This is a genomic window from Micromonospora sp. LA-10 (genome assembly GCF_051853095.1).
In the GTDB taxonomy this organism is placed as follows: domain Bacteria; phylum Actinomycetota; class Actinomycetes; order Mycobacteriales; family Micromonosporaceae; genus Micromonospora; species Micromonospora echinospora_A.
On the sequence record NZ_CP195710.1, the window covers coordinates 4,015,011 to 4,039,633 of the forward strand.

The following is a 24,623-nucleotide window of genomic DNA, read 5'->3' on the forward strand; positions in this document are numbered from 1 at the left end:
GGGGCGTGTCCGCCGTGGATCTCGTCCTTCTCCTGCTCATGCTCGTGTTCGCGATCAGCGGATACCGTCAGGGTTTCGTCATCGGGGCCCTGTCGTTCTCCGGCTTCTTCCTGGGCGCGCTGCTCGGCCTCCAGGTCGGGCCGCTGATCGCCCAGCAGTTCACGGCGAGTGGCACACGCGTGCTGGTCTCCCTGGTGGCGATCTTCGGGCTCGCCGTGCTCGGGCAGGCGCTGGCCGGCTGGCTCGGCTCCAACCTGCGGGCGGCCATCACCGGGCCGGCCGGGCGGAAGATCGACGACGTCGGCGGCGCGTTCATCTCGGTCATCGCGGTCATGCTGGTGGCCTGGCTGGTCGCCGTGCCGCTCGGCTCCTCCTCGGTGCCGTGGCTGGCCTCCTCGGTCCGCAACAGCGCGCTGCTCACCGTCGTCGACCAGGTGCTGCCGGACAAGGCGCAGGATCTGTCCACCGCGCTGCGCGACACCGTCGACACCAACGGCTTCCCGGACGTGTTCGGCGACCTCGCGCCGACCCGGGCCCGGCAGGTCGCCCCGCCCGACCCGGCGCTGGCCAACTCGCAGGTGGTGCAGAACAGCAGGCGGTCGGTGGTGAAGGTGCTCGGCTCCGCGCCGAGCTGCTCACGCCGCATCGAGGGCTCCGGCTTCGTGTACGCCGACGACCGGGTGATGACGAACGCGCACGTGGTCGCCGGCACCCGCTCGGTGGCGGTGGAGCTGCGCGGCGAGCGGTACGACGGCGAGGTGGTGGTCTACGACCCGGACCGGGACCTCGCCGTGCTCTACGTACCCGGGCTGCCCGGCCCGTCGCTGCGCTTCGCCGCCGGCCAGGCCGCCACCGGGGCGGACGCGATCGTGCTCGGCTTCCCGCTCGACGGCCCGTACGACGCGCGGCCGGCCCGGATCCGGGACGTCGACCGGATCACCGGTCCGGACATCTACTCGGCCGGGGACGTCACCCGGGAGATCTACACGATCCGGGCGCTGGTCCGCAGCGGCAACTCCGGCGGCCCGCTCGTCTCCTCGAACGGGCTGGTACTCGGCGTGATCTTCGCGGCGGCGGCCGACGACCCGAACACCGGCTTCGCGGTGACCGCGGCCGAGGCGCGACCGGTCGCGCTGGCGGGCGCGGAGCGTACCCGGGGAGTCGCCACCGGCGAGTGCACCTGAGCCCGGCCGGCGGCGCTCAGCCGCCCGCCGGTGCTCCCGCCGTTGTCACGTCGTCGCCGGAGCGGGACAGCGGCAGCCGGGCGCGACCCCAGGTGAGCGTGCGGTCGAGCACCGTCCGCGCCATGATCGCCACGCAGGCGCCGCCGTTGAGGAACGAGGCGACCACGTCGCTCGGGTGATGCATGCCCCGGTACATCCGGGTGAGCGCCACGCCCACCGGCACCAGCACCAGCAGCGCCCACCAGCCCACCTTCACGGGGGTGCTGCGCGCCCGCAGCGCCAGCAGCACCGCGAGACCCACGTAGAGCGCGGTGGCTGCCGAGGTGTGCCCGGACGGGAAGCTGGACGTCGGCGGGGAGGCGTCCATGTGCTCGACGGCCGGGCGGTTCCGGTCGATCACCATCGTGGTGAACAGGAAGATCAGCGCCTGCGCGGTCACCGCCGCGCAGAGGAACAGCGGCTCCCGCCAGCGGTGCAGCACCAGCCGCAGCACCAGCGCCGCCAGCACGGTGACCACGACGATCATCTGGGTGCTGGCGAGCGTGCTGAAGACGAGCGAGACGTCGTTCCAGCCCGGCGTGCGATCGCCGGCCAGCTCGCGGTTGACCGTGTCCTCCACGGTGAACGGCCAGGTGCGGGCCAGCACCCGGGTGACCAGCAGACCCAGGCCCACCATCAGCGCGAAGAGCAGGACCAGCGGCAGCAGGACACGCCGGGTGACTCGGATCACGACATCGGACATGGGCTCGCCTGTACCCCGGCGCCGGTCCGGTTACGCCCGGCCGTCCGGTGCGCCCGGCTCGGCCAGGTCCGGCTCGGCTCCCTCCCGCAGCGGACGGGTGGACGGCCGCCCGGTCCCGGTACGCCAGGTGACGAACCCGGCCGAGGTGGCGGCCACCACGGCCGTCCCGAGCACCCAGCCACCCACGACGTCGCTGGTCCAGTGCACGCCCAGCGCGATCCGGCTGAGCCCGGTCACCACAGTGACCAGCAGCGCGGCGGCCCACAGCGTGATCCGGCCGGCGCGGCTGTCCCGGGCGTACGGCAGGAACACCAGCAACAGCACCCCGGCCGCCAGCGCCGCGTTGAGCGCGTGACCGGACGGGAAGGAGTAACCGGCCGCCCGGGCCACCGGTTCGAGCAGATCCGGCCGGTCCCGCCCGACCAGGAGCTTGAGCAACGCGCCGAGCAGCCCACCGGCGATCATGGTGACCACCACCCAGGCCGCGAGCCGGGACGCGCCGCGCCGGAACAGCCACACCGCCACCACCGCGGCGGCCACCCGCAGCGGGCCGGGCCCGAACAGGTGCGTCCAGACCGTCATCACGCCGACCCAGGCGGGGTGGTCCTGCGCGTACCCGTGGAACGCGTCGGTGATCGAGGCGTCCAGCCGCAGCAGCGGCGGCCAGGCGCCGAGCACCAGCAGCGCGAGCAGGGCGAACGGGATCAGCACCAGGAACGCGGCGGCGGTCGCCACGGAGAGCCGCAGACCCAGTGAGTGCTCCGGGTCGAGGCGGCGGCCCCGCCACGACCGGCGCCGCGTGACAGTCGCCCCGGTGGTGTCCATGGGGCTTCCCTACCCAGGGAAGGGCCCGGTCAGACCGTCATGTTCGTCAGCGACGGACCTGCCGGAACCGGCGCACCATCAGCGCGCTGCCGGTGATCAGGGCGACGAACAGGGCCAGGCCGCTCCAGAGCCGCTCCGGGGCGCCGACGACTGTCTGCCCCGCCGGCAGCGCCGACCAGCCCTCCGGCGCACGCCCCAGAGGGTCGCCGCCGCGGCCGGCCGCCGCGGCCCGGGTGTCCCGCCCGTCGCCCGGAGCCGGCCCGAAGCCCACCACGCCGGGGGAGTCGTTGTCGTCCAGCGGGTTGTGACCCACCGACGGTACGTCGGCGGTGAGCGCCGCCACCGGGTCCACCAGGCCGTAGCCGAACCGGTCGTCGCGTCCGGTCGGGCCCAGGTCCCGGGCCGTGCTGATCAGCCGGTTGACCACGTCGCCGGCGGACATCTTCGGGTACCGCGAGCGGACCAGGGCGGCAGTGGCGGCCACGAGCGGCGCGGCGAAGCTCGTCCCCTGCACCCGCCAGTAGCCGCCCTCCGGCCGCGCGCCGTACAGCGCGGTGGCCGGTGCGCTGAGGACCGTCTCGTGGCCGGTGATCGAGCCGGACCAGAGGTTCTCGCCGGAGCGTTCCAGCCCGGCGACCGCCAGCACGCCGGGCTCCCGGGCCGGGTACCAGACCTTGGTGGTCGTCGAGGTGGCCAGGTTGCCGGTGCAGGCGACCACCACCACGTCCCGGGCGAAGGCGTAGTCGAGCGCCGCGGCCAGCGCCGCGCTGTCGCTGCTGCCACCGAGCGACAGGTTGACCACCTGGGCGCCGTTGTCCACCGCCCAGCGCACCGCCTTGGCGATGATGAGCGCGTCGTCGTAGCGGTTCTCGGCGTCGAGCACCCGGACCGGGAGGATCTTGGCGTCCGGCGCCAGCCCCACCACGCCCCGGTCGTCGTCGGCCCGCCCGGCGATCAGTCCGGCCACAGTGGTGCCGTGCCCCACCGGATCGGGCCCGTCCGAACCGTCGGGTTCCACCAGGTCGAGACCGGGCAGCACCTGACGGGCCAGGTCGGGATGCGACGCGTCCACACCGGAATCGATCACCGCGACCACCACGCCACGCCCGGTCGAGGTGCGCCAGGCGGTCTTCGCCCGCAGCTTCTCCAGCTGCCACTGCTCGTCGCGGACGTGGTCGCCGCGGAGCGCACGGTCGGGAGACGCCTGCTGCTGCTGGGCGGCGACCGGGACGGACGGCGCGGCCTGTGCCGGCAGCGTCAGCGGACCGGCGACGACGACCAGCGCCGACGCGACCGCGAGCAACGCGCGTCCGGCGAGACGCCGGGGCGGCCCACCGGGCAGGCCCTGCCGATCCCTTGTCACATTTCCCAGCCGTTCCGTCGCGTCAGACACATGCTGCTCGGAGATTACCGGTTGTCCCGGCCGTCACGGGCCAACTCCGCGCCTCGGATCACCCGGGCGGGAGATGCGCCAACTGCACCAGGCGCACCCCCTCACGACGGGTGACGAGACGGGCCCGGCCCGGCGGCAGCGGACCGGCCTTGACCTGACCGACGAGCGCGCCCTCCTCCGGGCCGCCCGACATCACCAGCCCGGCCGTGGACAACTCCCGCAACCGCTGCACGATCGGCTCGTACGCGGTCCGTCCCGCCCCGCCGGTCCGCCGTGCCAGCACCAGGTGCAGCCCGACGTCCCGGGCGTGCGGCAGGTGCTCCTCCAGCGCGCGCAGCGGGTTGGTCGGCCCACCGGCCACCAGGTCGTAGTCGTCCACCAGCACGAACAGCTCCGGTCCCTTCCACCAGGACCGGCTGCGCAGTTGGGCCGGGGTCACCTCCGGCCCGGGCTGGCGCCCTGCCAGGTAGCCGGCGGCCGACTCGATCAGCTCGGCGGTGTGCGGCGCCGCCGTGCCGTATCCGATCAGGTGCGCGGACTCGATCGTGCCCATCAGACTGCGCCGGTAGTCCACCAGGATCACCCGGGCCTGCTCCGGGCTGAACCGGCGCACGATCGACGTGGCGAGCGCGCGCAGGAACGACGACTTGCCGCACTCGGCGTCGCCGAAGACCACGAAGTTCGGCTCGGTCGCGAAGTCCAGCACCACCGGGGCGAGGTCCGCCTCCGCCACGCCGATCGGGAACGCCAGCCCGGTCGTCGCGCTCTGGTCCAGCTCGGCGTAGGGCAGCACCGGCGGCAGCAGGCGTATCCGGGGCGCCACCGGACCGGTCCACGCCCCGGCGACCGCCTTCACCAGATCGGCTGTCTCGCCGCCCAGCGCGTCCACTTGGGGCACGGCGGTGAGGAAGTGCAACCCGCCGGCGGTGATGCCCCGCCCCGGCCGCTCCTCCGGCACTGTCGCCGCCAGCGCGCGCTTGACCACCACCGAGTCGGCCGGGTCGCCCAGGCGCAACTCCAGCCGGGAGCCGAACAGGTCGCGGATCGCCGGGCGGAAGTCCGACCAGCGCAGCGCGCTCGCCACCACGTGCACCCCGTACGCCAGGCCCCGGGTGGCGAGCTCGGTGACGAGCGGTTCCAGATCCTCGTACTCACCCCGCAACGTGTTCCAGCCGTCCACGACCAGGAACACGTCGCCGAAGGCGTCGGTGGCGCCCGCCGCCCGGCGCCGTCGCCACGCGGCCATCGACTCCACGCCCGCCTCGGCGAAGCGCCGCTCCCGCTCGGCGAGCAGGCCGGCGACCTCGCCGACCGTACGGCGCACCGAGGTGCCGTCGGAGCGCCCGCTGACACCGCCCACGTGGGGCAGGTCGCGCAGCGCGCCGAGCGTCCCGCTGCCGAAGTCGAGACAGTAGACCTGCACCTCGGCCGGAGTGTGGGTGAGCGCGAGCGCGCAGACCAGCGTGCGCAGCAGGCCGGACCTGCCGCTGCGGGTGGTGCCGACCACCGCGACGTGCCCGGCCGCGCCGTCCAGCGCCAGCCAGAGCAGGTCGCGCCGCTGCTCGAACGGCTTGTCCACCACCGCCACCGGCACCTGGAGCGCCCCGTGCAGCTCCGGGTTGGCAACGGTGAGCCCGCGTACCGGGTCGACGCCGACCGGACCGAGCAGTTCGTCCAGGGCGGGCGAGGCGTCCAGCGGGGGCAGCCACACCTGGTGCGCCGGCGGGCCCTGCCCGGCCAGCCGGTCCACCAGCAGGTCGAGCAGCGTCTCGCCGCTGTCGTCCTCGGCGGGCAGGGCGGCGGGCGTGGCCGGCTCGGGCACCGGCACCAGATGGGTGGAGAAGGCCAGCACCCGTGCCTCACCGGCGCCGGACGCGCCCGCCGGCCCGCCGCGGCGGCGGACCGTGCCGGAGACGTAGGCGGCCTTGAACCGCACCAGCGGGTCGGTGCCGGAACGCAGGTAGCCGTGCCCCGGGCTGCGCGGCAGCTCGTGCGCGTCCGGCACGCCGAGCACCGTCCGGGACTCCAGCGCTGAGAACGTGCGCAACCCGATCCGGTACGACAGGTGCGTGTCCAGCCCGCGCAACCGTCCCTCCTCCAGCCGCTGGCTGGCCAGCAGCAGGTGCACCCCGAGCGACCGGCCCAGGCGGCCGATCTGCACGAACAGGTCGATGAAGTCGGGCTTGGCCGACAGCAGCTCGGAGAACTCGTCGCAGATCAGCAGCAGTGACGGCAGCGGGGCCAGCGGGGAGCCGGCCGCCCGGGCCCGCTCGTAGTCGCGCACGCTCGCGAAGTTGCCCGCCCGGCGCAGCAGCTCCTGCCGGCGCATCAGCTCACCGTTTATCGCGTCCACCATCCGGTCCACCAGCGGCAGCGCGTCGGCCAGGTTGGTGATCACGGCGGCGGTGTGCGGCAGCCGCTCGAACGGCGCGAACGTGGCGCCACCCTTGAAGTCGACGAGCACGAAGTTGAGCTGCTCCGAGCTGTGCGTGGCGGCCAGGCCGAGTACGAGCGTGCGCAGCAGCTCCGACTTGCCCGAGCCGGTCGCGCCGATCAGCAGGCCGTGCGGGCCCATGCCGTCCTGCGCCGACTCCTTCAGGTCGAGGTCGATCGCCCCGCCGTCGGCGCCCACCCCGATCGGCACCCGCAGCCGGTCCCGCGCGGCCCGGGGCGCCCAGCCCTGCTCGGCGGTGAAGCCGTCCGGGTCGCCGAGCCCGAGCAGCTCCGGCAGCCCGGGTTCGGCGCCCGGCGGCGCGTCCGGTCCGCGTACCGTGCCGGCGAGCCGCAGCGGCGCGAGCCGGCGGGCCACCGCCTCGGCGTCGGCGGCGGCCAGCGCGTCGGCGGCGCCCACCTCGGCGTGCCCCTCGGCGGAGTGCGAGTGCAACCGGCCGTCGACCAGGTCGAGCAGGAGCGCGTACCGGTCGAGCAGCCGGGGCGGCGGCGTGTCCAGGTCGAGCACGGTGACCGCGTCGATGCCGCCGTCGCCGGCCAGGTCGGTGGCCCCGGTCAGGTCGCCGCCGTCGAGCACCACCACGACGTGCGGCCCGTCCGTGGCCACGCCGTGCGGACTGAACCGGGACCGGGCGCCGAGTACGTCGTGGAGCAGCCGCTCCAGGTCGGCGGCGGAGCTGGTGACCAGCCGCACCGGGCCGAGCGCGTCGGTACGACTCGGGTGGTGGGCGTGCGGCAGCCACTTGACCCACTCCCACGCGGCCCGGCGTTCCGGCCCGGAGCAGACCGCGATCAGCAGCTCGTCCGGGGCGTGAAAGACCGCGAGCTGGGTGAGCACCGCGCGGGCCAGCGCCTGCGCGGCGGGCGATCCGGCGCCGCGTACCGGGCCGGCCGGGCCACGCACGAAGACCCGGGCGAAGCTGCGCAGCGACAGCGCCACCGGCAGGTCCGGCACGACCGAGTACGCGTCCAGGAAGCGCCGCAGCGCCCCGGCCGTCATCGGCTCCAGCTCCTCCAGCGGGCGGGTGACCGGCGGGACCAACGGGGTGGCGAGCGTCTGCGGCCCGACACCGACCCGGACCACGGCGAAGTCCGCGTCGCCGGGCCGCCGCTCCCAGACCCGGTGGCTGTCGACGGTGGACCAGAGCCGCCCCGGGTCGGGGTGGCGGTAGGACAGCCCGGCCCGCTGCGCGCCCGCGGTCTCCCGCACCCGGCGGCGCAGCGTGGCCAGGTGCCGCAGGTACTCCCGGCGGGCGGCCATCAGCTCGGACTTCTTCGGCCCGGCGCTGCCCCAGGTGGTCACCAGCATCGCCAGCGAGGAGAGGCCGAACATGCCGCCCACCACGTACGAGTAGGCCCCGCCGCCCCGGCCGAACATCATCGCCATGGCCACCGTCCCGCCGAGCATCGGCAGCACCATCAGCGCCTGCTGCCAGCGCCCGCCGGTCGCCACCGGGATCTCCGGCGGCGCCTCGACCGGCAGTTCGCCGACCGGGATCTCCGGCGCCGGGCGGCGTGGCGGCCGCTTGATGACGACAGTGGACACTCACCCTCCCCAAAGTGGCTCTGGGTAACCCGAGCCTGGCTCATCGTAGGTAAAGTCCTCTCGTCCGTCAGCCCACTGTTCCCGCTCGATATGGAGATGCCTCGATGACAAGCGGGCTCGCCCGGGTCACCATCAGCGCGCCCCGGCGGCGGGTCGACGTGGCCCTGCCGGAGCAGGTCCCCCTGGCCGAGCTGCTGCCCGAGGTGCTCCGGCACGCCGGGGAAGGGCTGGCCGACGACGGTGAACGGCACGGCGGGTGGGTGCTGCGCCGGACCGACGGCGGGGTGCTCGCCACCGCGCAGGCGCTGCTGCCGCAGGGCGTCCGCGACGGCGAGGTGCTGCACCTGGTACCGGCCCGTGCCGAGTGGCCGGAGCTGGAGTACGACGACGTGGTCGAGGCGATCGTCGACGGGGCCCGGCGCCGGGGCGCCGCCTGGTCGGCCCGCGCCACCCGGGCCGCCGCGCTGGGCGGCGCCGCCGTACCCCTGGCCGTCGGGCTGGTCGCCGTGGTCGCGGCCGGTCCGGGCGAGCGCGGCTGGCCGGTCGCCGCCGCGGTCGCCCTGATCCTGGTGCTCACCGCCACCGCGGCCTCCCGGGCGTACGGGGACGGCGCCGTCGGCACCACCCTCGGCGGGTACGCGCTGCCCTGGGCGGCGACGGCCGGCGCGCTCGCCGTCGCCTCCGGCGATCCGGTCGGCCCGATCCCCGGCCTGCGCTGGGTGGGCGCCCCAGAACTGCTCGTCGGCTCGGTGGCGCTGCTGCTGGTGGCGGTGCTCGGGCTGCTCGGCGTGGCCAGCCGGTCCCGGGTCTTCGTGGCCGGTGTGACAGTGAGCGTGACCGGCGTGGCGTCCGCGCTCGGCGGACTGCTGCTCGACCCGGCCGGGGCCGCCGCCGTCCTGCTCGCCGTGCTGGTGTTCGCGCTCGGCGGGCTGCCGTTGCTGGCCATCCGGGTCGGGAAGTTGCCGCTGCCGCCGCTCACCCTGCCCAGCCCGGCCGGCGCCCGGGACCTGCCGGACCGGGGCCGGGTGCACGCCGCGGTAGCCCGCGCCGAGGAGGTGCTGACCGGAATGCTGCTCGGCCACGCGCTGCTCGCCGTCGCCGCCGTGGCGGTGCTCGTCGCCGCCGGCCGGACCGCCGGGTTGCTGCTGGCCGCCGTCGCAGCCGGGGTGCTGCTGCTGCGCTCCCGGCTCTTCGTGGCGGTACGCCACCGGGTGCCCGCGATCGTCGCCGGGCTGGCCGGGTACGCCCTGCTCGGGGCGGTGCTGGCCGAACGCGCCGGTCCGGGCGGCCGGTTCGCGCTGGCCGTGGGCGGGCTGGCGCTGGCCCTGGCGGCGGTCAGCGCGGGCGCCACGTACGCCCGGCGACCGGTCTCCCCGTACCTCGGGCGGCTGGCCGACCTGACCGACACCGCGCTGGTGGTCGCGGTCGTGCCGGTGGCCTGCGCGGTGCTGGGCCTCTACGACCGGGCCCGCGACCTGCTCGCCTGAGGCACGCGGAGGCCCGGGTCGCGCGTAGCGACCCGGGCCTCCGGCGAAAGTGTGGGTGTCAGTGCAGCGTCTCGCCGCGCTCCTCGGCCTCCTTGGCCCGCCGGTACGAGTTGGCGATCTCCGCCTCGGCCTCGACCCGGCCGACCCAGGTCGCGCCCTCGACCGACTTGCCCGGCTCCAGGTCCTTGTAGACCTCGAAGAAGTGCTGGATCTCCAGCCGGTCGAACTCGCCCAGGTGGTGGATGTCGCGCAGGTGCTCCTGGCGCGGGTCCTCGTAGGGCACGCAGAGGACCTTGTCGTCGCCGCCCTTCTCGTCAGTCATCCGGAACATGCCGATGGTGCGGCAGCGGATCAGGCAGCCGGGGAAGGTCGGCTCGGGCACCAGCACCAGCGCGTCCAGCGGGTCGCCGTCCTCGCCGAGGGTGCCCTCGATGAAGCCGTAGTCGGCCGGGTACTGCGTGGAGGTGAAGAGGGTACGGTCCAGCCGGATACGGCCGGTCGCGTGGTCTACCTCGTACTTGTTGCGGTGACCCTTGGGGATCTCAACCGTGACGTCGAAATCCATCTTCCACGCTCCCTCGTTTGCCCACGCTGGCTAACGGAAACCAGCGGCTCACCCCCGGCGCGGGGGGAACGCCCCCCGTCGGCCTCGGCCGCCGCATAGTGTTCGGACCGAAGTAGTGTCGCCCAAGGCGATTTCGAGCGGGGAGGAGGGGGCCGTGGGGAGGGAAGATTCACACTACCGCCCCGAGAGGGTTGACGGGTCCGGTTCCGGGGGTCCCGGTTCCGGTGGCGCCACCGGCCGGGTGTCCGTCCCGGGCGCGAACGTCCCCCACCGTCCGGCTCCGGCCACCGGCTCCGCCTCCGTAGGCCGCCCGCACGACGGGCCCGGCCAGGGTCGTTTCGGTCCGCCGCACGACGCCTCGCGCTTCGGGCAGCCGCACGACGGCCCCGCCGCCGGGTCGGCCCGCGTCGGCCGGGCGCACGATCCCGCGGCGCCGGTGAGCTGGCCCGGCGCGCCGGGTCCGATCCCGGTGAGCCCGCCGGTCCCGCCGGCCGGCGCCGCGCCGCCCCCGCTCTCCCCGCCCCCGGCCGCACCGCGCCGCCGCTCCCGGCTGGTCGCGGCGCTCGCGTGCGTACTCGTGCTGGCCCTGGCGGTCGCCGGGCTGGCCGTGTTCCGGCCCGGTCCGGTCGCGGGCTGGCTGGGCGACGACAATTCTTCGGGTACGGCGGTCGCCGCACCGCCCGAACCGACCCCGCCGGCCGTGCTGGCCGGGCCGGACGGCAACGCCCCGCTGCCCACCGAGGCCGGGATCCGCGCCGCACTGGATCCGCTGGTACGCGCCGCTCCGCTCGGCGACCGGGTGCACCTGTCGGTGGCCGACGTGAGCACCGGCCAGGCGCTCTACGGCAGCGGCCAGGACACCCCCACAGTGCCCGCCTCGGTGACCAAGCTGGCGACCGGCGTGGCGGTGCTCGCGGCGCGCGGCCCGGCCTACCGGATCCCGACGAAGGCGGTGGCCGGCGCGAACCCGGGCGAGGTGGTCCTGGTCGGCGGCGGTGACCCCACGCTCGCCGTGGACAAGGACGGCTTCTACCCGGGCGCGGCCCGGCTGGACGACCTCGCCGCCCAGGTGCGCAACGCGCTCGGCGGCACCGCGCCGACCAAGGTGATCGTCGACTCGTCGCTGTTCACCGGCCCGGTCTTCGAGCCCGGCTGGGACTCGGACATCCCCACCGGCGGGTTCGGCGCGGCGATCACCGCGCTGATGACCGACGGGGCCCGGAAGAACCCGGCGGAGGCGCGGCGCACCGCCGAGCAGACCAACCACGCCGCCGAACGGGTGCCCCAGCCCGACCTGACCGCCGGCCGGCAGTTCGCCAAGCTGCTCGGGCTCACCGGCGGCGCCGCCCAGGTGACCCGGGGCGCCGCGCCGGCCGCGTCCGGCGCCACCGGTACGGCCCCCGGCGCCGAACTGGGCACCGTCGAGTCGCTGCCGATGATCCGGCTGGTCGACATCATGATCAGCGACAGCGACAACGTGATCGCCGAGGCGATGGCCCGCCAGGTGGCGCTCGCCAAGGGCAAGCCCGGCTCGTTCGTCGGCGGCGCCGCGGCCACCGGCCAGGTGCTCGGCGAACTGGGCCTGCCGGCCGGCGAGATCAGCCTGGCCGACGGCAGTGGCCTGTCCCGCACCAACCGGATCAGCCCCTCGCTGCTCACCGACCTGATCACACTCGCCGGCAACGGCAGCCACCCCGAACTCGCCGCGATCTTCGGCGGCCTGCCGGTCGGCGGCTGGTCCGGCACGCTCGACGAGCGCTACCGGGCGGCGGCGACAAGCGCCGGCGCGGGCGTGGTGCGGGCCAAGACCGGCACGCTCAGCGGGGTCAACGCCATCGCCGGCACGGTCACCACCGCCGACGGCCGACTCCTCACGTTCGCCGTGCTCACCGACCGGACCCAGGGCTCGCTGGACGAGACCCGGGCCGCCCTGGACCGGATCACCTCCGCGCTGGCCGGGTGCGGCTGCCGCTGACCGACGGGCGTCGATCGGCGGGCGCGAGCCCGGGTAGGGGTGTTCCGGCGCGGGTACGGTGGGTTCATGGCGCAGTTCGTGGACTGGGATCTGGCCGCCGCGACAGCGGGGGCGCTGAGCAAGTCGGGCCCTCGGGTGTCGTACGCCGAGGCCACCGACGTCGTCGGCGACCTGCGTCGGCTGACCGACGAGGCGGCCGGGCATGTCGCCGACTACACCGGCCTGCGCGCGCAGGTCGCCCACCCGCCGGTACGCGTGGTCGACCGCCGCGACTGGGCCGCGGCGAACATCGCCGGGCTGCGTGAGGTGGTGTCCCCGCTCGTCGAGCGCCTCTCTGGCGACAAGCGGCCGGGCGCGCTCACCGAGGCGATCGGCTCCCGCGTGACGGGTGTGCAGGCCGGCACCGTGCTGGCGTACCTGAGCGGCCGCGTGCTCGGCCAGTACGAAGTCTTCGCCGGTGACCCCGGCCAGCTGCTGCTGGTGGCCCCGAACATCCTCGAGGTCGAGCGGAAACTCGGCGCGAACTCCCGCGACTTCCGGCTCTGGGTGTGCCTGCACGAGGTCACCCACCGCACCCAGTTCACCGCCGTGCCGTGGATGCGCGCGTACTTCCTCGGCGAGGTGCAGGCGTTCGTGGACGCCTCCCAGGGCGGCGAGCACCTGCTGGAGCGACTGCGCCGCGGTGTGGCGACGCTGTCCGACGCGATCAAGGACCCGGAGAGCCGGGCCAGCGTGCTGGACATCGTGCAGACCCCGGCCCAGCGCGCCGTGCTGGACCGGCTGACCGCGCTGATGACGCTGCTGGAGGGGCACGCCGAGTTCGTGATGGACGGCGTGGGCCCGCAGGTCATCCCCAGCGTCGATTCGATCCGGGCGGCGTTCAACCGCCGCCGCGAAACCGGCAACCCGCTGGAGAAGGCGATCCGGCGGCTGCTCGGCATCGAGGTCAAGATGCGCCAGTACGCGGAGGGCCGCAAGTTCGTGCACGGTGTGGTCGACCGGGTGGGGATGCCGGGCTTCAACAAGATCTTCTCGTCCCCGCTGACGCTGCCGCGCCTGGACGAGCTGGGCGACCCGGACGCCTGGGTGAACCGCGTACACGGGCCCGCCGGTGCCACCCCGCCCGTCGGCTGACCCGCCCGGTTCGGCTGGTTCGGTCGCCTCGGCTGGTCCGGCCTCGGCTGGTTCGCTCAGCTCGGCTGGTCCGGCCTCGGCTGGTTCGCTCAGCTCGGTCAGCTCGGTCGGCTCGGTCGGCTCGGTCGGCTCGGTCGTGCCGGGCGGTCCCGCCGGTTCGGTTGATCCGCTGGGCTCGGCTGATCCGGTCGGCTTGGTGGGTCGCCCTGGCGGGGCTGATTCCGGCGCTCGATCGCGCCGCTCTCCGTCGCCCGCTCCCGCCGTCGCGGCTGTGCGGCTCGCCGTACGCCGGATGCTGACCGGCCTGCCCGGCGCCAGCCCGGTGCTGGTGGCCTGTTCCGGCGGCGCGGACTCGCTCGCGCTCGCCGCCGCCACCGCGTTCGTGGCCCCCCGCCTCGGCCGCCCGGCGGGCCTGGTGACCGTCGACCACGGTCTGCAACCCGGGTCCACCGAGCAGGCCGAGGCGGTCGCCGCCTGGGCCCGCGCGGCCGGGCTCGACCCGGTCGAGGTGCTTCCGGTACGCGTGGACGGCCGGCCCGGCGGCCCCGAGGCGGCCGCCCGCGAGGCCCGGTACGAGGCGCTGGTCGCGGCGGCCCACCGGCACCACGCGGCCGGGGTGCTGCTCGGGCACACGCGCGACGACCAGGCCGAGACCGTCCTGCTGGCGCTGGCCCGGGGCGCCGGACCGCGAGGGCTGTCCGGCATGCCGGAGCGGCGCGACGTCGACGGGGTACCCCTGTTGCGCCCACTGCTCGACATCCCACGTGCCGACACCCGGGCCGCCTGTGCCGCGCTCGGGCTCGACCCGTGGGCGGACCCGCACAACGCCGATCCCGCGTACGCCCGGGCCCGGGTCCGGTCCGACGCGCTGCCGGCACTCGTCGACGCGCTCGGGCCGGGGGTGGTGGCGAACCTGGCCCGTACCGCCGGACTGCTCGCGGCCGACAACGCCGCCCTCGACGCGCTCGCCGACACCGCGCTCGCCGACGTTCGGACCGACGGTGGCGGGCTGTCCGTAGCCGGGCTCGCCGAGTTGCCGGCCGCCGTGCGTACGCGGGTGTTGCACACCTGGGCCCGCGAGCTGGGCGCGGCGCCGGCCGCGCTGTCCCACAATCACGTGGCAGCGCTGGATGCCCTGGTCACGGCCTGGCGGGGACAGGGCCCGGTGCACCTCCCCGGCGGCCACCAGGTACGCCGCCACGCCGGTCACCTCCTGCCCTGACCGCTGATCCAGCCGGTTCGCGCGCGCCGCGCCAGCCACCTGAGCGGTGATTTGGCTGGTTCGCGCCGCCACTTCGGCGAGGTGGCGGCATCAACCACGCCCTGATACCGCCACTCCGGCGATGTGGCGCCGCGCCCCGTCTCGCTCCTCCCGCCTCGCCCCGCGCGCCTGGTGGTGATCAAGGACTTTGTGTCCACCTCACGCCTCCGGCAGCCCGCAAACTCCTTGATCACGGTTGCGAGGGCGGGCGAGTGGGCTTGCCGGGGCGGTGATCATGAGGTTGGCCGGGAGGAAAGGGACGGAATTCACGGTCAACCTCATGATCGTCACGGCCGGGCTGGGCCGGGCCGGGCTGGGCTGGGGTGGGCTGGGGTGACCAGGGCGGAGTGGGCGGTCCTGGCGAGGCGGGGGAGCGGGGAGAGTCAGGCGGTTGTGCGTTCGCGGAAGGTGGTGCGGTAGGCGAGCGGGGTGGTGCCGACCCGGCGGGTGAAGTGGTGCCGCAGCGCCGCCGCGTCGCCGAAACCGGCCTGCTCGGCGACGCCCTCCACGCTCAGCGTGGTGTCCTCCAGCAGGTGTCGCGCCAGCAGCACCCGCTGGTTGGTCACCCAGTCGTGCGGGGTGGTGCCGGTCTCGGCGCGGAACCGCCGGGCGAACGTGCGCGGGGCCATTCCGGCGCGCGCGGCCAGCTCGTCCACTGTCACCGGGCGGCGGAGGTGCCCCATCAGCCACTCGAGCACGGGTTCCAGGGTGGGCGCCTCGGGCGCCTTGGGGATCGGCGCCTCGACGTACTGTGACTGGCCGCCGTCGCGGTGCGGCGGGACGACCATCCGGCGGGCCAGCCGGGTCGCCACTGCCGAGCCGTGCTCTTGGCGTACGAGGTGCAGGCAGGCGTCGATGCCGGCGGCGGTGCCGGCGCTGGTGAGCAGTCGGCCGTCCTGCACGTAGAGCGAGTCGCACTGCACCTTGGCGGCCGGGAAGCGCCGCTGGAGCTCGTCGGTGTACCGCCAGTGGGTGGTGCAGTCGCGTCCGTCGAGCACGCCGGCCTCGCCGAGGACGAACGCGCCGGCGCAGACGCTGAGCAGCCAGGCGCCCCGGTCGGCGGCGCGGCGCAGCGCGGCGAGGACCGGTTCGGGTATCGGTGTGCCGTCGGCGTGTGCGGGCACCGCCACCAGGTCGGCGTCGTCGACCACTGTGAGGTCGGCGGTGGGGGTGAGCAGGAAACCGGAGCGGCTGCGGGCGGGGCTGCCGTCGGCGGTGCAGACGTCGAACCGGTAGCTGGGGAAGCCGTCGGCGGTGCGGTCGGTGCCGAAGACCTCGGCGAGCACGCCGAGCTCGAACGCGGCGACCTCGTCCATGACGATGACGGCAACCGAGCGGAGCATGTGACGAGGGTAACCCGACAGGTGGCAGGAAATCGATGCCCAATGACATTCCTGCCACTGTCCCCATCGGTCGATGGCTCGCAGAATCAATGGTGTCCGGTGCGCACCGGCGGCGAAAAAGGTCTCAACCATGCGAAAGCGAGCGCCGCCATGACCGTTCTGTTGTTCCTGCTCTTCCTGCTCCTCCTCGTCGGTGCCAGCGCCTTGGGGCTCACCGCCGACACCCGCGACTCGGCCGACTGGAAGCCGAGCGAGGACGGGCAGCGCTGGCGCTCCCGTACCTGCTGAGGTGATTTGTTCAGATCGCGCCGAAAATCCCCGGCGGGACCGCGCCAAAAGGGGCGGCCCCGCCGACGGCGGCCGTGGGGCGTACGGCAGGCTAGGAGCATGGCTGACGGCTCCTGGTACGACGCCGACATCGACCACGTGATCATCTCGGAGGCCCAGATCCGCGACAAGACCGCGGAGCTGGCCAAGCAGGTCTCGGCGGACTACGCGCACGTCGAGGACGGCCTCCTGCTCGTCTGTGTGCTGAAGGGCGCGGTCATGTTCATGGCCGACTTCGCCCGCGCGCTGGGCCGCCAGGGCCCGCCCGCCGAGCTGGAGTTCATGGCCGTCTCCTCCTACGGCCAGGGCACCACCTCGTCCGGCGTGGTCCGCATCCTCAAGGACCTGGACCGGGACATCGCCGGCCGGCACGTCGTGGTGGTCGAGGACATCGTCGACTCCGGCCTGACCCTCTCCTGGCTGCTGCGTTACCTGGAGTCGCGCTCCGCGGCCAGCGTCGAGGTGGTCGCGCTGTTCCGCAAGCCGGACGCGGTCAAGGTGCAGGTTCCGGTCAAGTACGTCGGATTCGACATCCCGACCGAGTTCGTGGTGGGCTACGGCCTCGACTTCGGCGAGCGCTACCGCGAGGTGCCCTACGTCGGGGTGCTCAAGCCCGAGGTGTACGCCCGGGCGTGAGCCCCGCCGAGCCCTTCGTCAGCGGACATTCAGCGGGCTCTCAGCCTTTCGGTCTACGGTAGGGGCCGGTGACGTGGAGGCACCCTCCACGCCCGACCCCTCGAACCGCTGACCGTGCGGTGTGGGTGGGCCGGGTGCGGAGCTCCCCGCCACGCCGGCCCCAAACCCGGGTTCGCCCTACGCGTAAGTGCCGGGCTCGCAAGCTCACTCGTCGCGCGTACGGTGTACCGTCGAATGACCGTGGTGCGGCAGTTTGCGTGCCCCGGGGGTCGGGCCGGCCCGCACGGCGGCCCCGGCCGCCGCTCAAGGCGGCGACACCATTCAGACGGTCAGGACGTCGATCAGGAGGATGCGGGCGCCTCGGCACCCGACAACAGCATGGAACGTACGCGTTTCTTCCGCCGACCGGTGGTCTGGATCATCCTGGTCATCCTCGGCGCCGTCGTGCTCAGTCAACTGTTCACCGCTGGTCCCAGCTACCACCGGGTGGATACTTCCGTCGCGCTCGACCAGCTCAACAAGGGCGGCATCGAGAAGGTCGTCTTCCAGGACAAGGAGCAGACGCTCCAGCTCGACCTGAAGGACAAGGCCAAGTTCGGCGACGACACCACCACCGACAAGATCGAGGCGCAGTTCCCGTACGAGGTCGGCGGCCAGGTCTGGAACCAGGTCCGCGAGGCCGAGGCGGCGGACCGGATCACCGGCCCGGTCGACACCAAGGTGTCGTCGGACAGCATCTGGGTCAGCCTGCTGGTCAACCTGCTTCCTATCGCGCTTCTCGTGCTCCTGCTGCTGTTCTTCATGTCGCAGATGCAGGGTGGCGGCTCGCGGGTGCTCAACTTCGGCAAGTCCAAGGCGAAGATGATCACCAAGGACACGCCGAAGACCACCTTCGCCGACGTGGCCGGGGCCGAGGAGGCCGTCGAGGAACTGCACGAGATCAAGGACTTCCTGCAGAACCCGGCGAAGTACCAGGCGCTCGGCGCCAAGATCCCGAAGGGCGTGCTGCTGTTCGGCCCGCCCGGAACCGGTAAGACGCTGCTCGCCCGCGCGGTGGCCGGCGAGGCCGGGGTGCCCTTCTACTCCATCTCCGGCTCCGACTTCGTCGAGATGTTCGTCGGTGTCGGCGCCAGCCGCGTCCGCGACCTGTTCGAGCAGGCCAAGTCGAACGCCCCGGCGATCGTCTTCGTCGACGAGATCGACGCGGTCGGCCGCCACCGTGGCGCCGGCATGGGCGGCGGTCACGACGAGCGGGAGCAGACGCTCAACCAGCTGCTGGTCGAGATGGACGGCTTCGACACCAAGGGCGGCGTCATCCTGATCGCCGCCACCAACCGGCCGGACATCCTCGACCCGGCGCTGCTGCGCCCGGGCCGGTTCGACAGGCAGATCCCGGTCGACGCCCCCGACATGGAGGGCCGCAAGGCGATCCTGCGGGTGCACGCCAAGGGCAAGCCGTTCACGCCCGACGTCGACCTCGACGCGGTCGCCCGGCGTACCCCGGGCTTCAGCGGCGCCGACCTGGCCAACGTGATCAACGAGGCCGCGCTGCTCACCGCTCGTAAGGAGCAGCGGGCGATCTCCAACGACTCCCTGGAGGAGTCGATCGACCGGGTGATCGCCGGTCCGCAGCGCCGGACCCGGGTGATGAGCGACCAGGAGAAGAAGATCACCGCGTACCACGAGGGTGGGCACGCGCTGGTCGCCTGGGCGCTGCCGCACGCCGCGCCGGTGCACAAGGTGACCATCCTGTCCCGGGGTCGCTCGCTGGGTCACACGCTCGTCCTCCCGACCGAGGACAAGTACACCCAGACCCGGGCCGAGATGATCGACACCCTGGCGTACGCGCTGGGTGGCCGGGCGGCCGAGGAGCTGGTCTTCCACGAGCCGACCACCGGCGCCGGCAACGACATCGAGAAGGCCACCCAGCTGGCCCGCGCGATGATCACGCAGTACGGCATGAGCTCCAAGCTCGGTGCGATCAAGTACGGCACCAGCGGCGACGAGCCGTTCCTCGGCCGCAACATGGGCCACGAGCGGGACTACTCCGACTCGGTGGCCGCCGAGATCGACGGCGAGATGCGCGCGCTGATCGAGCTGGCCCACGACGAGGCCTGGGAGATCCTGGTGGAATACCGGGACGTCCTGGACAACATGGTCCTGGAGCTGATGGAGAAGGAGACGCTCTCCACCGCCGACATGGCCCGCATCTGCGCGCGGGTCGTCAAGCGCCCGCCGATGGCCCCGTACCACGGCTTCGGCAAGCGTCAGCCCTCCACCGAGCCGCCCGTGCTCACGCCGGCCGAGAAGGAGGCGCTGAAGGCGCAGGCCCAGGCCGACGGCGCCTCCGTCGGCGGGGCCAGCAACAACTCGGACGGTATGCACTGAACAGCGATCCGACGACGGCCGGCTCCCCGCACAGGGAGTCGGCCGTCTCCGCGACCGAGCCCGACGGCGACGACGCGCTCGACTACGTGGCCGCGCGCCTGATCAGCGGCAAGCTGACAGGTGGTCCGGTGGAGGAGAGCGTCGACCTCGCCCGGATCGAGAAGGCTGTCCGCGAGATCCTCATCGCGGTCGGCGAGGACCCGGACCGCGACGGCCTCCAGCAGACCCCGGCCCGGGTCGCCCGCGCGTACGCCGAGCTCTTCGCCGGCCTGCGTGTCGACCCGGCGCAGGTGCTGCGTACCACCTTCGAGGCCAACCACGAGGAACTGGTGCTCGTCCGGGACATCGACGTGATGAGCCTCTGCGAGCACCACCTGCTGCCGTTCCGGGGCAGCGCGCACATCGGCTACATCCCCGGCCCGGACGGCCGGATCACCGGCCTGTCCAAGCTGGCCCGGCTGGTCGAGGTGTTCGCCCGGCGACCGCAGGTGCAGGAGCGGCTCACCTCGCAGATCGCCGACCTGCTGATGTCCAGCCTCGCCCCGCGCGGCGTCATCGTGGTGCTGGAGTGCGAGCACATGTGCATGGCGATGCGCGGCATCCAGAAGTCCGGCGCGAAGACGATCACCTCGGCGGTGCGCGGCGGCCTCCAGAACGACGCCAAGTCCCGGGCCGAGGCGATGGCACTGATCATGGCCCGCTGACCCGGCAATCCACCGACGGCCGCGTACTCCCACCCGGGAGGCGCGGCCGTCGTCAGCTCGGCAGCATGGCCAGCAGCAGGCCGGCGGCGGTGAGCACCGCCGGGATCAGACAGACCAGCGCGCCGAACCGGGGCGTGCGGTCCACCCGGTCGGTCGGACGCGGACGGAAGATCCGCCCCACCGCCAGCCAGCCCAGCATGAACGCGACAGCTGGCAGCGGTAGCCCCACCAGCAGCGCCAGCACCGTCACCGCCCCCGGCCCGGCGACCGCGTAGAGCGCCAGCTGGAGCAGCGGCACCACGAGCGCCAGCGGCCCGTACACCAGCAGGTTGCGTGGCCGGGACGGCCACCGCGCCAGCCGGGGCAGGCCCCGCGCGGCGAGCGTGTCGTCCGCCGCGTCCACCCAGTCCCCGGCCGCGCGCAACGCCGCCAGCACCGCCGACGGCCCACCTGCCATCGACCGGGCCGCCTCGGTCACCTCCGGCGGCGTCGGGACCAGCGACAACGCCGGTACGCCCAGCTCACGCAGCCGCGACTGCTGCGGCGCCAGCCGTTCGCGTACCGCGGTCAGTTCCTCGCGGGCCGCGGCCACCGACCGCGCCTGCTCCCCGGCGGCAGTGGCTGCCGCCCGGCGTACGCCGTCGAGCGCCCGCGCGGCCGCGACGTACTCCGCCCAGGCCGACTCGGTGGGGTCCGCCGCAGTTGTCGGTTCACCGCTGCGGGGCCCGGGCACGGTCGTGCCGGTCTCGCTCATGCCGAGCCCTCCCCGGCGCCGAAGGGCACGAACACGGTGCCCTGCTCGTCCGGGCCGTCCCAGAGCATCGCGCGGCCCGGCCGGGGCCGCCACCAGACCGGACGGTCGAAGAGCTGCTCCAGCCGTCCGCCCGGCACGTCGGTGACCGCCACGGCGGTGAGCTTGTCCACCTCGCCCTCCGGGCCGAGCAGCCCGGCCAGCGGCGCCGGCGCACGCCACCAGCCCAGCAGGTGCCGCCCGGCCGGCGGTCCCTCCAGCAGCAGCGACCGCAGCAGCTCCGGCGGCAGCTCGTCGGCGTCCGGCACGTCCAGCCCGAACACCACCAGGTAGCCGGGCTCGTCCGACGCCATCGCGGTCCGCAGCCCGGCCGCGTCGACGGTCTCCACCCGGTGCCGCCCGGCCAGTTCGGCGGCGAGCACCCCGGCCGGCTCGGCCGACCCGTTCGCCAGCGGCGCCAGCACGAACCGGGCCGGGCCCGGATGCGCCACCGCCGCGCTGCGTACCGCCGTCACCAGCAGGCGCTCGGCCTCCTCGTCCCGGCCCAGGACGGCCAGGTTGCGCCCCGCGCCCGCCCCCAGCGGCACCGTCACAGTGGACCGCCGCACGTCCACCGCGCGGCCCAGCAACGCGGCCGGCGCGTGGGCCCGCCCGGCCAGCGCGGCCCGGTGCCGTGGGTCGTTGGCGAGCAGCGGGCGGGCGTAACCGGCGAACACCACCGGCGGCGTGGCCGATTCGCCCCGCGCCTCCCAGAGACGTCGCCGCAGGCCGGCCAGGAAATCCGGGTCCTCGTACGGATCAGGGAAGCGGATCATCCGCTCATGTCCCCGGGTCGCGCCGCGCGGGCCGCCCAGACCACCCGCCGTGTTCACCACGGCGCTCCCCACCGGCAGCCCGGCCGCCGAGTCGTTGGCCGGCTCCAGCACCGCCGAGCCGCCGGGCAGCGCCACCCGGACCGGGAACTGGCCGAGCAGCGGGTCACGCGGACCACCGATGCCCAGGTCACCCTCGCCCGCGAGCACCAGGTGGATGCCGTACGACCGGCCGGCGCGGGCCAGCGCGTCCAGCCGGGCCAGCAGGTCGGTGGCGAGCCGGTCCCGCTCGCGCAGCACCAGCGGGAAGTTGTCGATCACGCAGACGATCCGGGGCAGCGGCTGGTGCTGCCGCAGCTCGGCATAGCGCTGCCCGCCGGCCCGGCGCGACGCCTCCTCGCGGCGGCGCAGCTCCGCCTCCAGCTCGCCGAACAGGTCGGCCACGTACTCCCGGTCGGCCGCCATCCCGGCGGCGCGCACCTGCGGCACCCAGGAGCGGTCCCGCTCGGTCTGAAGGAACTCCACGAAGGACTCGCCGTCGGCCAGATCGGCCAGGTAGAGCGCCAGCTCGTCCGGGCCGTACCGGGCGGCCAGCCCGAACAGCGCGTCGGTCAGGAACGCCGACCGGCCCGCCTGGCCCCGGCCACTGACCAGCCAGTGCGGGGTCAGCTCGGTGAAACCGAGGCTGACCGGGCGCCCCGCGGCGTCACCCACGGTGGTGCTCAGCCCGTCCGCCGAGCCGTCCGTCCAGAACCCGTCCGCCGGGAGCAGGTCACCCAGGGCGAGGCGGGAGCCGTCCTCGATCTGCCGGACCAGCCGCGCGCACACCGCGGCGACCAGCTCGGCGGGCGGATCCTCGTCCAGGAACACCGGCGAGTTCAGCCCGCCCGGCGGCTCGGCGCCGGGACTGCTGAACCCGGCCTGGGGCGGGTCGCCGACAAGCGCGTACGCGGTACGGACCGTGATCGCCGTGGCGCGCGGCAACGGACCGCCGTCCGGCCAGCCCGCCACCACCAGATGCAGCCCGGCCCGTGGCCCGCCCTCGGCCAGGCCGGCGAGCCGGTCCAGGTCGGCAGTGGTCGTACCCTCCGGCAGCGCGGCCACCACGAGCAGCAACGTCCGGTCGTGCGCCCGCTGCCGGGCCGTGCCGGCGGCCACCCACTGCTCCGCCTCGGCCAGCACCGCGCGCATCGCCGCGAGGTCGGTGGCGGGCGGAGGCAGCAGACCCGCGTCGGCGAGCGGCGCGTACCCGGCGAAGGTCGCACCGGACCCGTCGACCGCGCGGGCCAGCAGCGCCCCCGCCGGCGACGCCGCGAACAGGCGCAGCAGCAGCGCCCGGAGCAGCCCGGCCACCCGAGAGTCCGAGGCGTCGGCGTCGAGGCTCACGTGACCGCTGCCGAACAGGGGCGCGAGCGCGGGGAAGCGGGCGTCGTCGAGCGGCGCGGCGGAGCCCACCCGGACCAGTGGCGGCGGGCCGTCACCGGGTGGCGTCGCCGCGGTCAGCGTCTCCAGCGGACCGCCGGCCCAGCCCGGTGCCGCCAGTTCGGCCGCCGCGCGCAGGCGCTCGGCCAGCTCGTACTGCCGGTGATGGTCGGCCGGCGCGGGCCGGATCTCGTCGAGGATGCCCGCCGCCGCCGTCGCGGCGGCCTCGGCCCGTCGGTGCAGCGCGGCGGCCCGGCCGGCGCGCGCCTTCGGAGTCGCCACCGCGTCCACCTCTCTTCCCGAGGCCGACATCTCCTCCCCGAGGTGTGACGGTAACCCAGCCGGGGGCCGTCCACCGGGATGTCGGTCGGCGCGGTGAGCTGGTCGGCGGTGAGCAGCCTCACCACGCCGCCGGGCGGCGTCCGCCCGGCGGTTCGCCACGATCCGCCGGTTCTGGGCATTGGGTACGCGACGCGCAGCCGATAGCCTCAGGAGGTGGAATCAGTGCAGCCCCCCGCCGGTTCCCAGGTGTCCCGAGTACCGGCGCAGCGGACCCCGCCGGAGCAGTCGGCGCCGCCCCTCGCGCCCGCTCCCGCACCGGTACGCCCCAAGCGTTCGCTGCGTACCGTGATCGCCGTCGTGGCGGGGGTGCTGGCGCTGCTGTGCACGGGTGGCGCGGTGGTCGGGTTCGTGCTGTACGACCGCGCGACAGCCCCGGACCAAGGCTCCCCTGAGGTTGTCGTCGCGAGTTACATCCAGTACCTGGTCGACCAACGCAATGACGTGAAGGCGGCGGAGTTCGAGTGCCGCAACGACGTCGACCTTGACGATCTGCGATCACTTCGCGATGACCTCGTCGCACGGGAGCAACGGTTCAATACGACGATCTCTGTGAGCTGGGAGAACCTCAGCGTCGATCAGGCGGGGGACAAGGCTCGGGTGCGGGTGGATCTGGTGATCTCAGCGGTTGTGGATGAGATCCGCCAGAGTGATCGCCAGACCTGGGTTTTTGAGACAAGGCGTCAGGGAGGCTGGGGCGTGTGCACGGCGCAACGCGCCGCTTGACGGGGCTACTCCAGCCAGAGCAGGTGGACGGGCACCTCCAACGTGGTCGGTGCCTGACCACGCCAGGCCCACCGATACCACTCCAGCTCCGGCGTCACCCGCACGCAGATGTCGCCGTCCGCGCCGGAGTAGGTCTCGGTGACGGCACGCAGGTCACGCCGTTCCACGCCGTTGTCCACATGCACCACGCGCCGGCCGGTCACCGCGTCGGCCTCGAACACAGGGGTGGGCGGTCGGCGGTTCGGGGCGTCCAGCGACACCAGCCGGATTCCCGAGGCGGCCGGCGCGGTCGGCAGGGGTCGCTCGCCGATGGTCTCCACCCAGACCCGTTCCACAGGGACCAGTGGGGCGAAAACCTCCACCTGCTCGGACTCGGCCCGGTACCACTCGTGCTCGGGGATGACCGGCACGTAGGTGCGGCTGCCCTGCACCACGCGCTCGTCGGCCCGCAGGTCGCCGCGCCAGCCGAGACCGGGCAGGCCGACGAGTACGCGGCGGCCGCGCAGCTCGGCCCCGCCGGTGGCGGGCACGGTCTCGACCGGCCGGGGTGGCAGCGGTGCCCAGTCCGGCCGGTCGGCGAACGGGTCGGGCAGGGGATTGCTCATGCGCCCG

19 protein-coding genes are annotated in these 24,623 nt (G+C 74.2%); 10 read left to right on the forward strand and 9 right to left on the reverse strand.

Features of this window, described 5'->3' with window-relative positions:
* Positions 1-5 precede the first annotated feature (5 nt).
* Positions 6-1,184 (forward strand): MarP family serine protease, encoded by a 1,179-nt coding sequence (locus tag ACSDG8_RS19000; RefSeq protein WP_210894262.1) that lies wholly within the window; start codon positions 6-8, stop codon positions 1,182-1,184.
* 16 nt (positions 1,185-1,200) lie between these two features.
* On the opposite strand, the gene ACSDG8_RS19005 is transcribed toward ACSDG8_RS19000, so the two are convergent.
* The 4 genes from ACSDG8_RS19005 to eccCa all read right to left on the reverse strand — a co-directional run bounded on the left by ACSDG8_RS19005 (position 1,201) and on the right by eccCa (position 8,141).
* Complete coding sequence (locus ACSDG8_RS19005; protein WP_210894260.1) at positions 1,201-1,926, reverse strand: phosphatase PAP2 family protein; 726 nt, start codon at positions 1,924-1,926, stop codon at positions 1,201-1,203.
* Between the two features lie 30 nt (positions 1,927-1,956).
* Positions 1,957-2,751 carry a phosphatase PAP2 family protein gene (locus ACSDG8_RS19010; RefSeq protein ID WP_210894257.1) on the reverse strand — a complete coding sequence of 265 codons (795 nt, stop codon included), beginning with the start codon at positions 2,749-2,751 and terminating at the stop codon, positions 1,957-1,959.
* Between the two features lie 46 nt (positions 2,752-2,797).
* On the reverse strand, positions 2,798-4,093 hold the full coding sequence (mycP, locus tag ACSDG8_RS19015) for a type VII secretion-associated serine protease mycosin (protein ID WP_439428065.1): 1,296 nt from the start codon (positions 4,091-4,093) through the stop codon (positions 2,798-2,800).
* Between the two features lie 109 nt (positions 4,094-4,202).
* Entirely contained in the window at positions 4,203-8,141 is a 3,939-nt protein-coding gene (gene eccCa, locus ACSDG8_RS19020) for a type VII secretion protein EccCa (protein ID WP_439427129.1), read from the reverse strand.
* A gap of 104 nt (positions 8,142-8,245) precedes the next feature.
* Here eccCa and eccD point away from each other — a divergent pair, with 104 nt between their 5' ends.
* Positions 8,246-9,628 (forward strand): type VII secretion integral membrane protein EccD, encoded by a 1,383-nt coding sequence (eccD, locus tag ACSDG8_RS19025; protein ID WP_439427130.1) that lies wholly within the window; start codon positions 8,246-8,248, stop codon positions 9,626-9,628.
* A gap of 58 nt (positions 9,629-9,686) precedes the next feature.
* Here the strand turns inward: eccD and ACSDG8_RS19030 are convergent, their stop codons facing one another.
* Positions 9,687-10,193 carry an inorganic diphosphatase gene (locus ACSDG8_RS19030; RefSeq protein ID WP_181570752.1) on the reverse strand — a complete coding sequence of 169 codons (507 nt, stop codon included), beginning with the start codon at positions 10,191-10,193 and terminating at the stop codon, positions 9,687-9,689.
* A gap of 469 nt (positions 10,194-10,662) precedes the next feature.
* Here ACSDG8_RS19030 and dacB point away from each other — a divergent pair, with 469 nt between their 5' ends.
* The 3 genes from dacB to tilS all read left to right on the forward strand — a co-directional run bounded on the left by dacB (position 10,663) and on the right by tilS (position 14,524).
* Positions 10,663-12,168 carry a D-alanyl-D-alanine carboxypeptidase/D-alanyl-D-alanine endopeptidase gene (gene dacB, locus ACSDG8_RS19035; RefSeq protein ID WP_439427131.1) on the forward strand — a complete coding sequence of 502 codons (1,506 nt, stop codon included), beginning with the start codon at positions 10,663-10,665 and terminating at the stop codon, positions 12,166-12,168.
* A 66-nt stretch (positions 12,169-12,234) separates the two neighbouring features.
* Positions 12,235-13,302, forward strand: coding sequence for a zinc-dependent metalloprotease (locus tag ACSDG8_RS19040; RefSeq protein ID WP_439427132.1), 1,068 nt, complete (start codon positions 12,235-12,237; stop codon positions 13,300-13,302).
* 292 nt (positions 13,303-13,594) lie between these two features.
* On the forward strand, positions 13,595-14,524 hold the full coding sequence (tilS, locus tag ACSDG8_RS19045; protein WP_439428066.1) for a tRNA lysidine(34) synthetase TilS: 930 nt from the start codon (positions 13,595-13,597) through the stop codon (positions 14,522-14,524).
* Positions 14,525-14,946: 422 nt separating this feature from the next.
* Here the strand turns inward: tilS and ACSDG8_RS19050 are convergent, their stop codons facing one another.
* Positions 14,947-15,906, reverse strand: a complete 960-nt coding sequence (locus tag ACSDG8_RS19050; RefSeq protein ID WP_210894246.1) for a GlxA family transcriptional regulator — start codon at positions 15,904-15,906, stop codon at positions 14,947-14,949.
* 150 nt (positions 15,907-16,056) lie between these two features.
* On the opposite strand from ACSDG8_RS19050, the gene ACSDG8_RS19055 reads away from it, so the two are divergent.
* From ACSDG8_RS19055 to folE, 4 genes are all read left to right on the forward strand, one after another.
* Complete coding sequence (locus tag ACSDG8_RS19055; RefSeq protein ID WP_210894244.1) at positions 16,057-16,194, forward strand: hypothetical protein; 138 nt, start codon at positions 16,057-16,059, stop codon at positions 16,192-16,194.
* A gap of 99 nt (positions 16,195-16,293) precedes the next feature.
* The gene (gene hpt / locus ACSDG8_RS19060; protein WP_013288988.1) at positions 16,294-16,869 is read left to right on the forward strand and encodes a hypoxanthine phosphoribosyltransferase; all 576 of its coding nucleotides are present in this window, start codon (positions 16,294-16,296) and stop codon (positions 16,867-16,869) included.
* A 378-nt stretch (positions 16,870-17,247) separates the two neighbouring features.
* Complete coding sequence (gene ftsH / locus ACSDG8_RS19065; protein WP_210894242.1) at positions 17,248-19,257, forward strand: ATP-dependent zinc metalloprotease FtsH; 2,010 nt, start codon at positions 17,248-17,250, stop codon at positions 19,255-19,257.
* Positions 19,258-19,343: 86 nt separating this feature from the next.
* Complete coding sequence (gene folE, locus ACSDG8_RS19070) at positions 19,344-19,961, forward strand: GTP cyclohydrolase I FolE (protein WP_259275967.1); 618 nt, start codon at positions 19,344-19,346, stop codon at positions 19,959-19,961.
* Positions 19,962-20,013: 52 nt separating this feature from the next.
* Here folE and ACSDG8_RS19075 read toward each other — a convergent pair whose 3' ends face one another.
* Complete coding sequence (locus ACSDG8_RS19075) at positions 20,014-20,715, reverse strand: hypothetical protein (RefSeq protein ID WP_210894241.1); 702 nt, start codon at positions 20,713-20,715, stop codon at positions 20,014-20,016.
* The gene (locus ACSDG8_RS19080) at positions 20,712-23,237 is read right to left on the reverse strand and encodes an FtsK/SpoIIIE domain-containing protein (protein WP_210894238.1); all 2,526 of its coding nucleotides are present in this window, start codon (positions 23,235-23,237) and stop codon (positions 20,712-20,714) included. Before ACSDG8_RS19080 ends, ACSDG8_RS19075 begins: the two co-directional genes overlap by 4 nt.
* A gap of 213 nt (positions 23,238-23,450) precedes the next feature.
* On the opposite strand from ACSDG8_RS19080, the gene ACSDG8_RS19085 reads away from it, so the two are divergent.
* Complete coding sequence (locus ACSDG8_RS19085; protein ID WP_210894433.1) at positions 23,451-24,011, forward strand: hypothetical protein; 561 nt, start codon at positions 23,451-23,453, stop codon at positions 24,009-24,011.
* 5 nt (positions 24,012-24,016) lie between these two features.
* Here ACSDG8_RS19085 and ACSDG8_RS19090 read toward each other — a convergent pair whose 3' ends face one another.
* Positions 24,017-24,616, reverse strand: coding sequence for a hypothetical protein (locus tag ACSDG8_RS19090; RefSeq protein WP_210894236.1), 600 nt, complete (start codon positions 24,614-24,616; stop codon positions 24,017-24,019).
* Positions 24,617-24,623: the final 7 nt, after the last annotated feature.

Coding starts and splice junctions, on each gene's coding strand:
- ACSDG8_RS19005 (WP_210894260.1), bottom strand. CDS start 1,926: ATGTCCGATGTCGTGATCCGAGTCACCCGGCGTGTCCTGCTGCCGCTG.
- ACSDG8_RS19010 (WP_210894257.1), bottom strand. CDS start 2,751: ATGGACACCACCGGGGCGACTGTCACGCGGCGCCGGTCGTGGCGGGGC.
- eccD (WP_439427130.1), top strand. CDS start 8,246: ATGACAAGCGGGCTCGCCCGGGTCACCATCAGCGCGCCCCGGCGGCGG.
- ACSDG8_RS19030 (WP_181570752.1), bottom strand. CDS start 10,193: ATGGATTTCGACGTCACGGTTGAGATCCCCAAGGGTCACCGCAACAAG.
- ACSDG8_RS19040 (WP_439427132.1), top strand. CDS start 12,235: ATGGCGCAGTTCGTGGACTGGGATCTGGCCGCCGCGACAGCGGGGGCG.
- tilS (WP_439428066.1), top strand. CDS start 13,595: ATGCTGACCGGCCTGCCCGGCGCCAGCCCGGTGCTGGTGGCCTGTTCC.
- ACSDG8_RS19050 (WP_210894246.1), bottom strand. CDS start 15,906: ATGCTCCGCTCGGTTGCCGTCATCGTCATGGACGAGGTCGCCGCGTTC.
- ACSDG8_RS19055 (WP_210894244.1), top strand. CDS start 16,057: ATGACCGTTCTGTTGTTCCTGCTCTTCCTGCTCCTCCTCGTCGGTGCC.
- hpt (WP_013288988.1), top strand. CDS start 16,294: ATGGCTGACGGCTCCTGGTACGACGCCGACATCGACCACGTGATCATC.
- ftsH (WP_210894242.1), top strand. CDS start 17,248: ATGGAACGTACGCGTTTCTTCCGCCGACCGGTGGTCTGGATCATCCTG.
- ACSDG8_RS19075 (WP_210894241.1), bottom strand. CDS start 20,715: ATGAGCGAGACCGGCACGACCGTGCCCGGGCCCCGCAGCGGTGAACCG.
- ACSDG8_RS19090 (WP_210894236.1), bottom strand. CDS start 24,616: ATGAGCAATCCCCTGCCCGACCCGTTCGCCGACCGGCCGGACTGGGCA.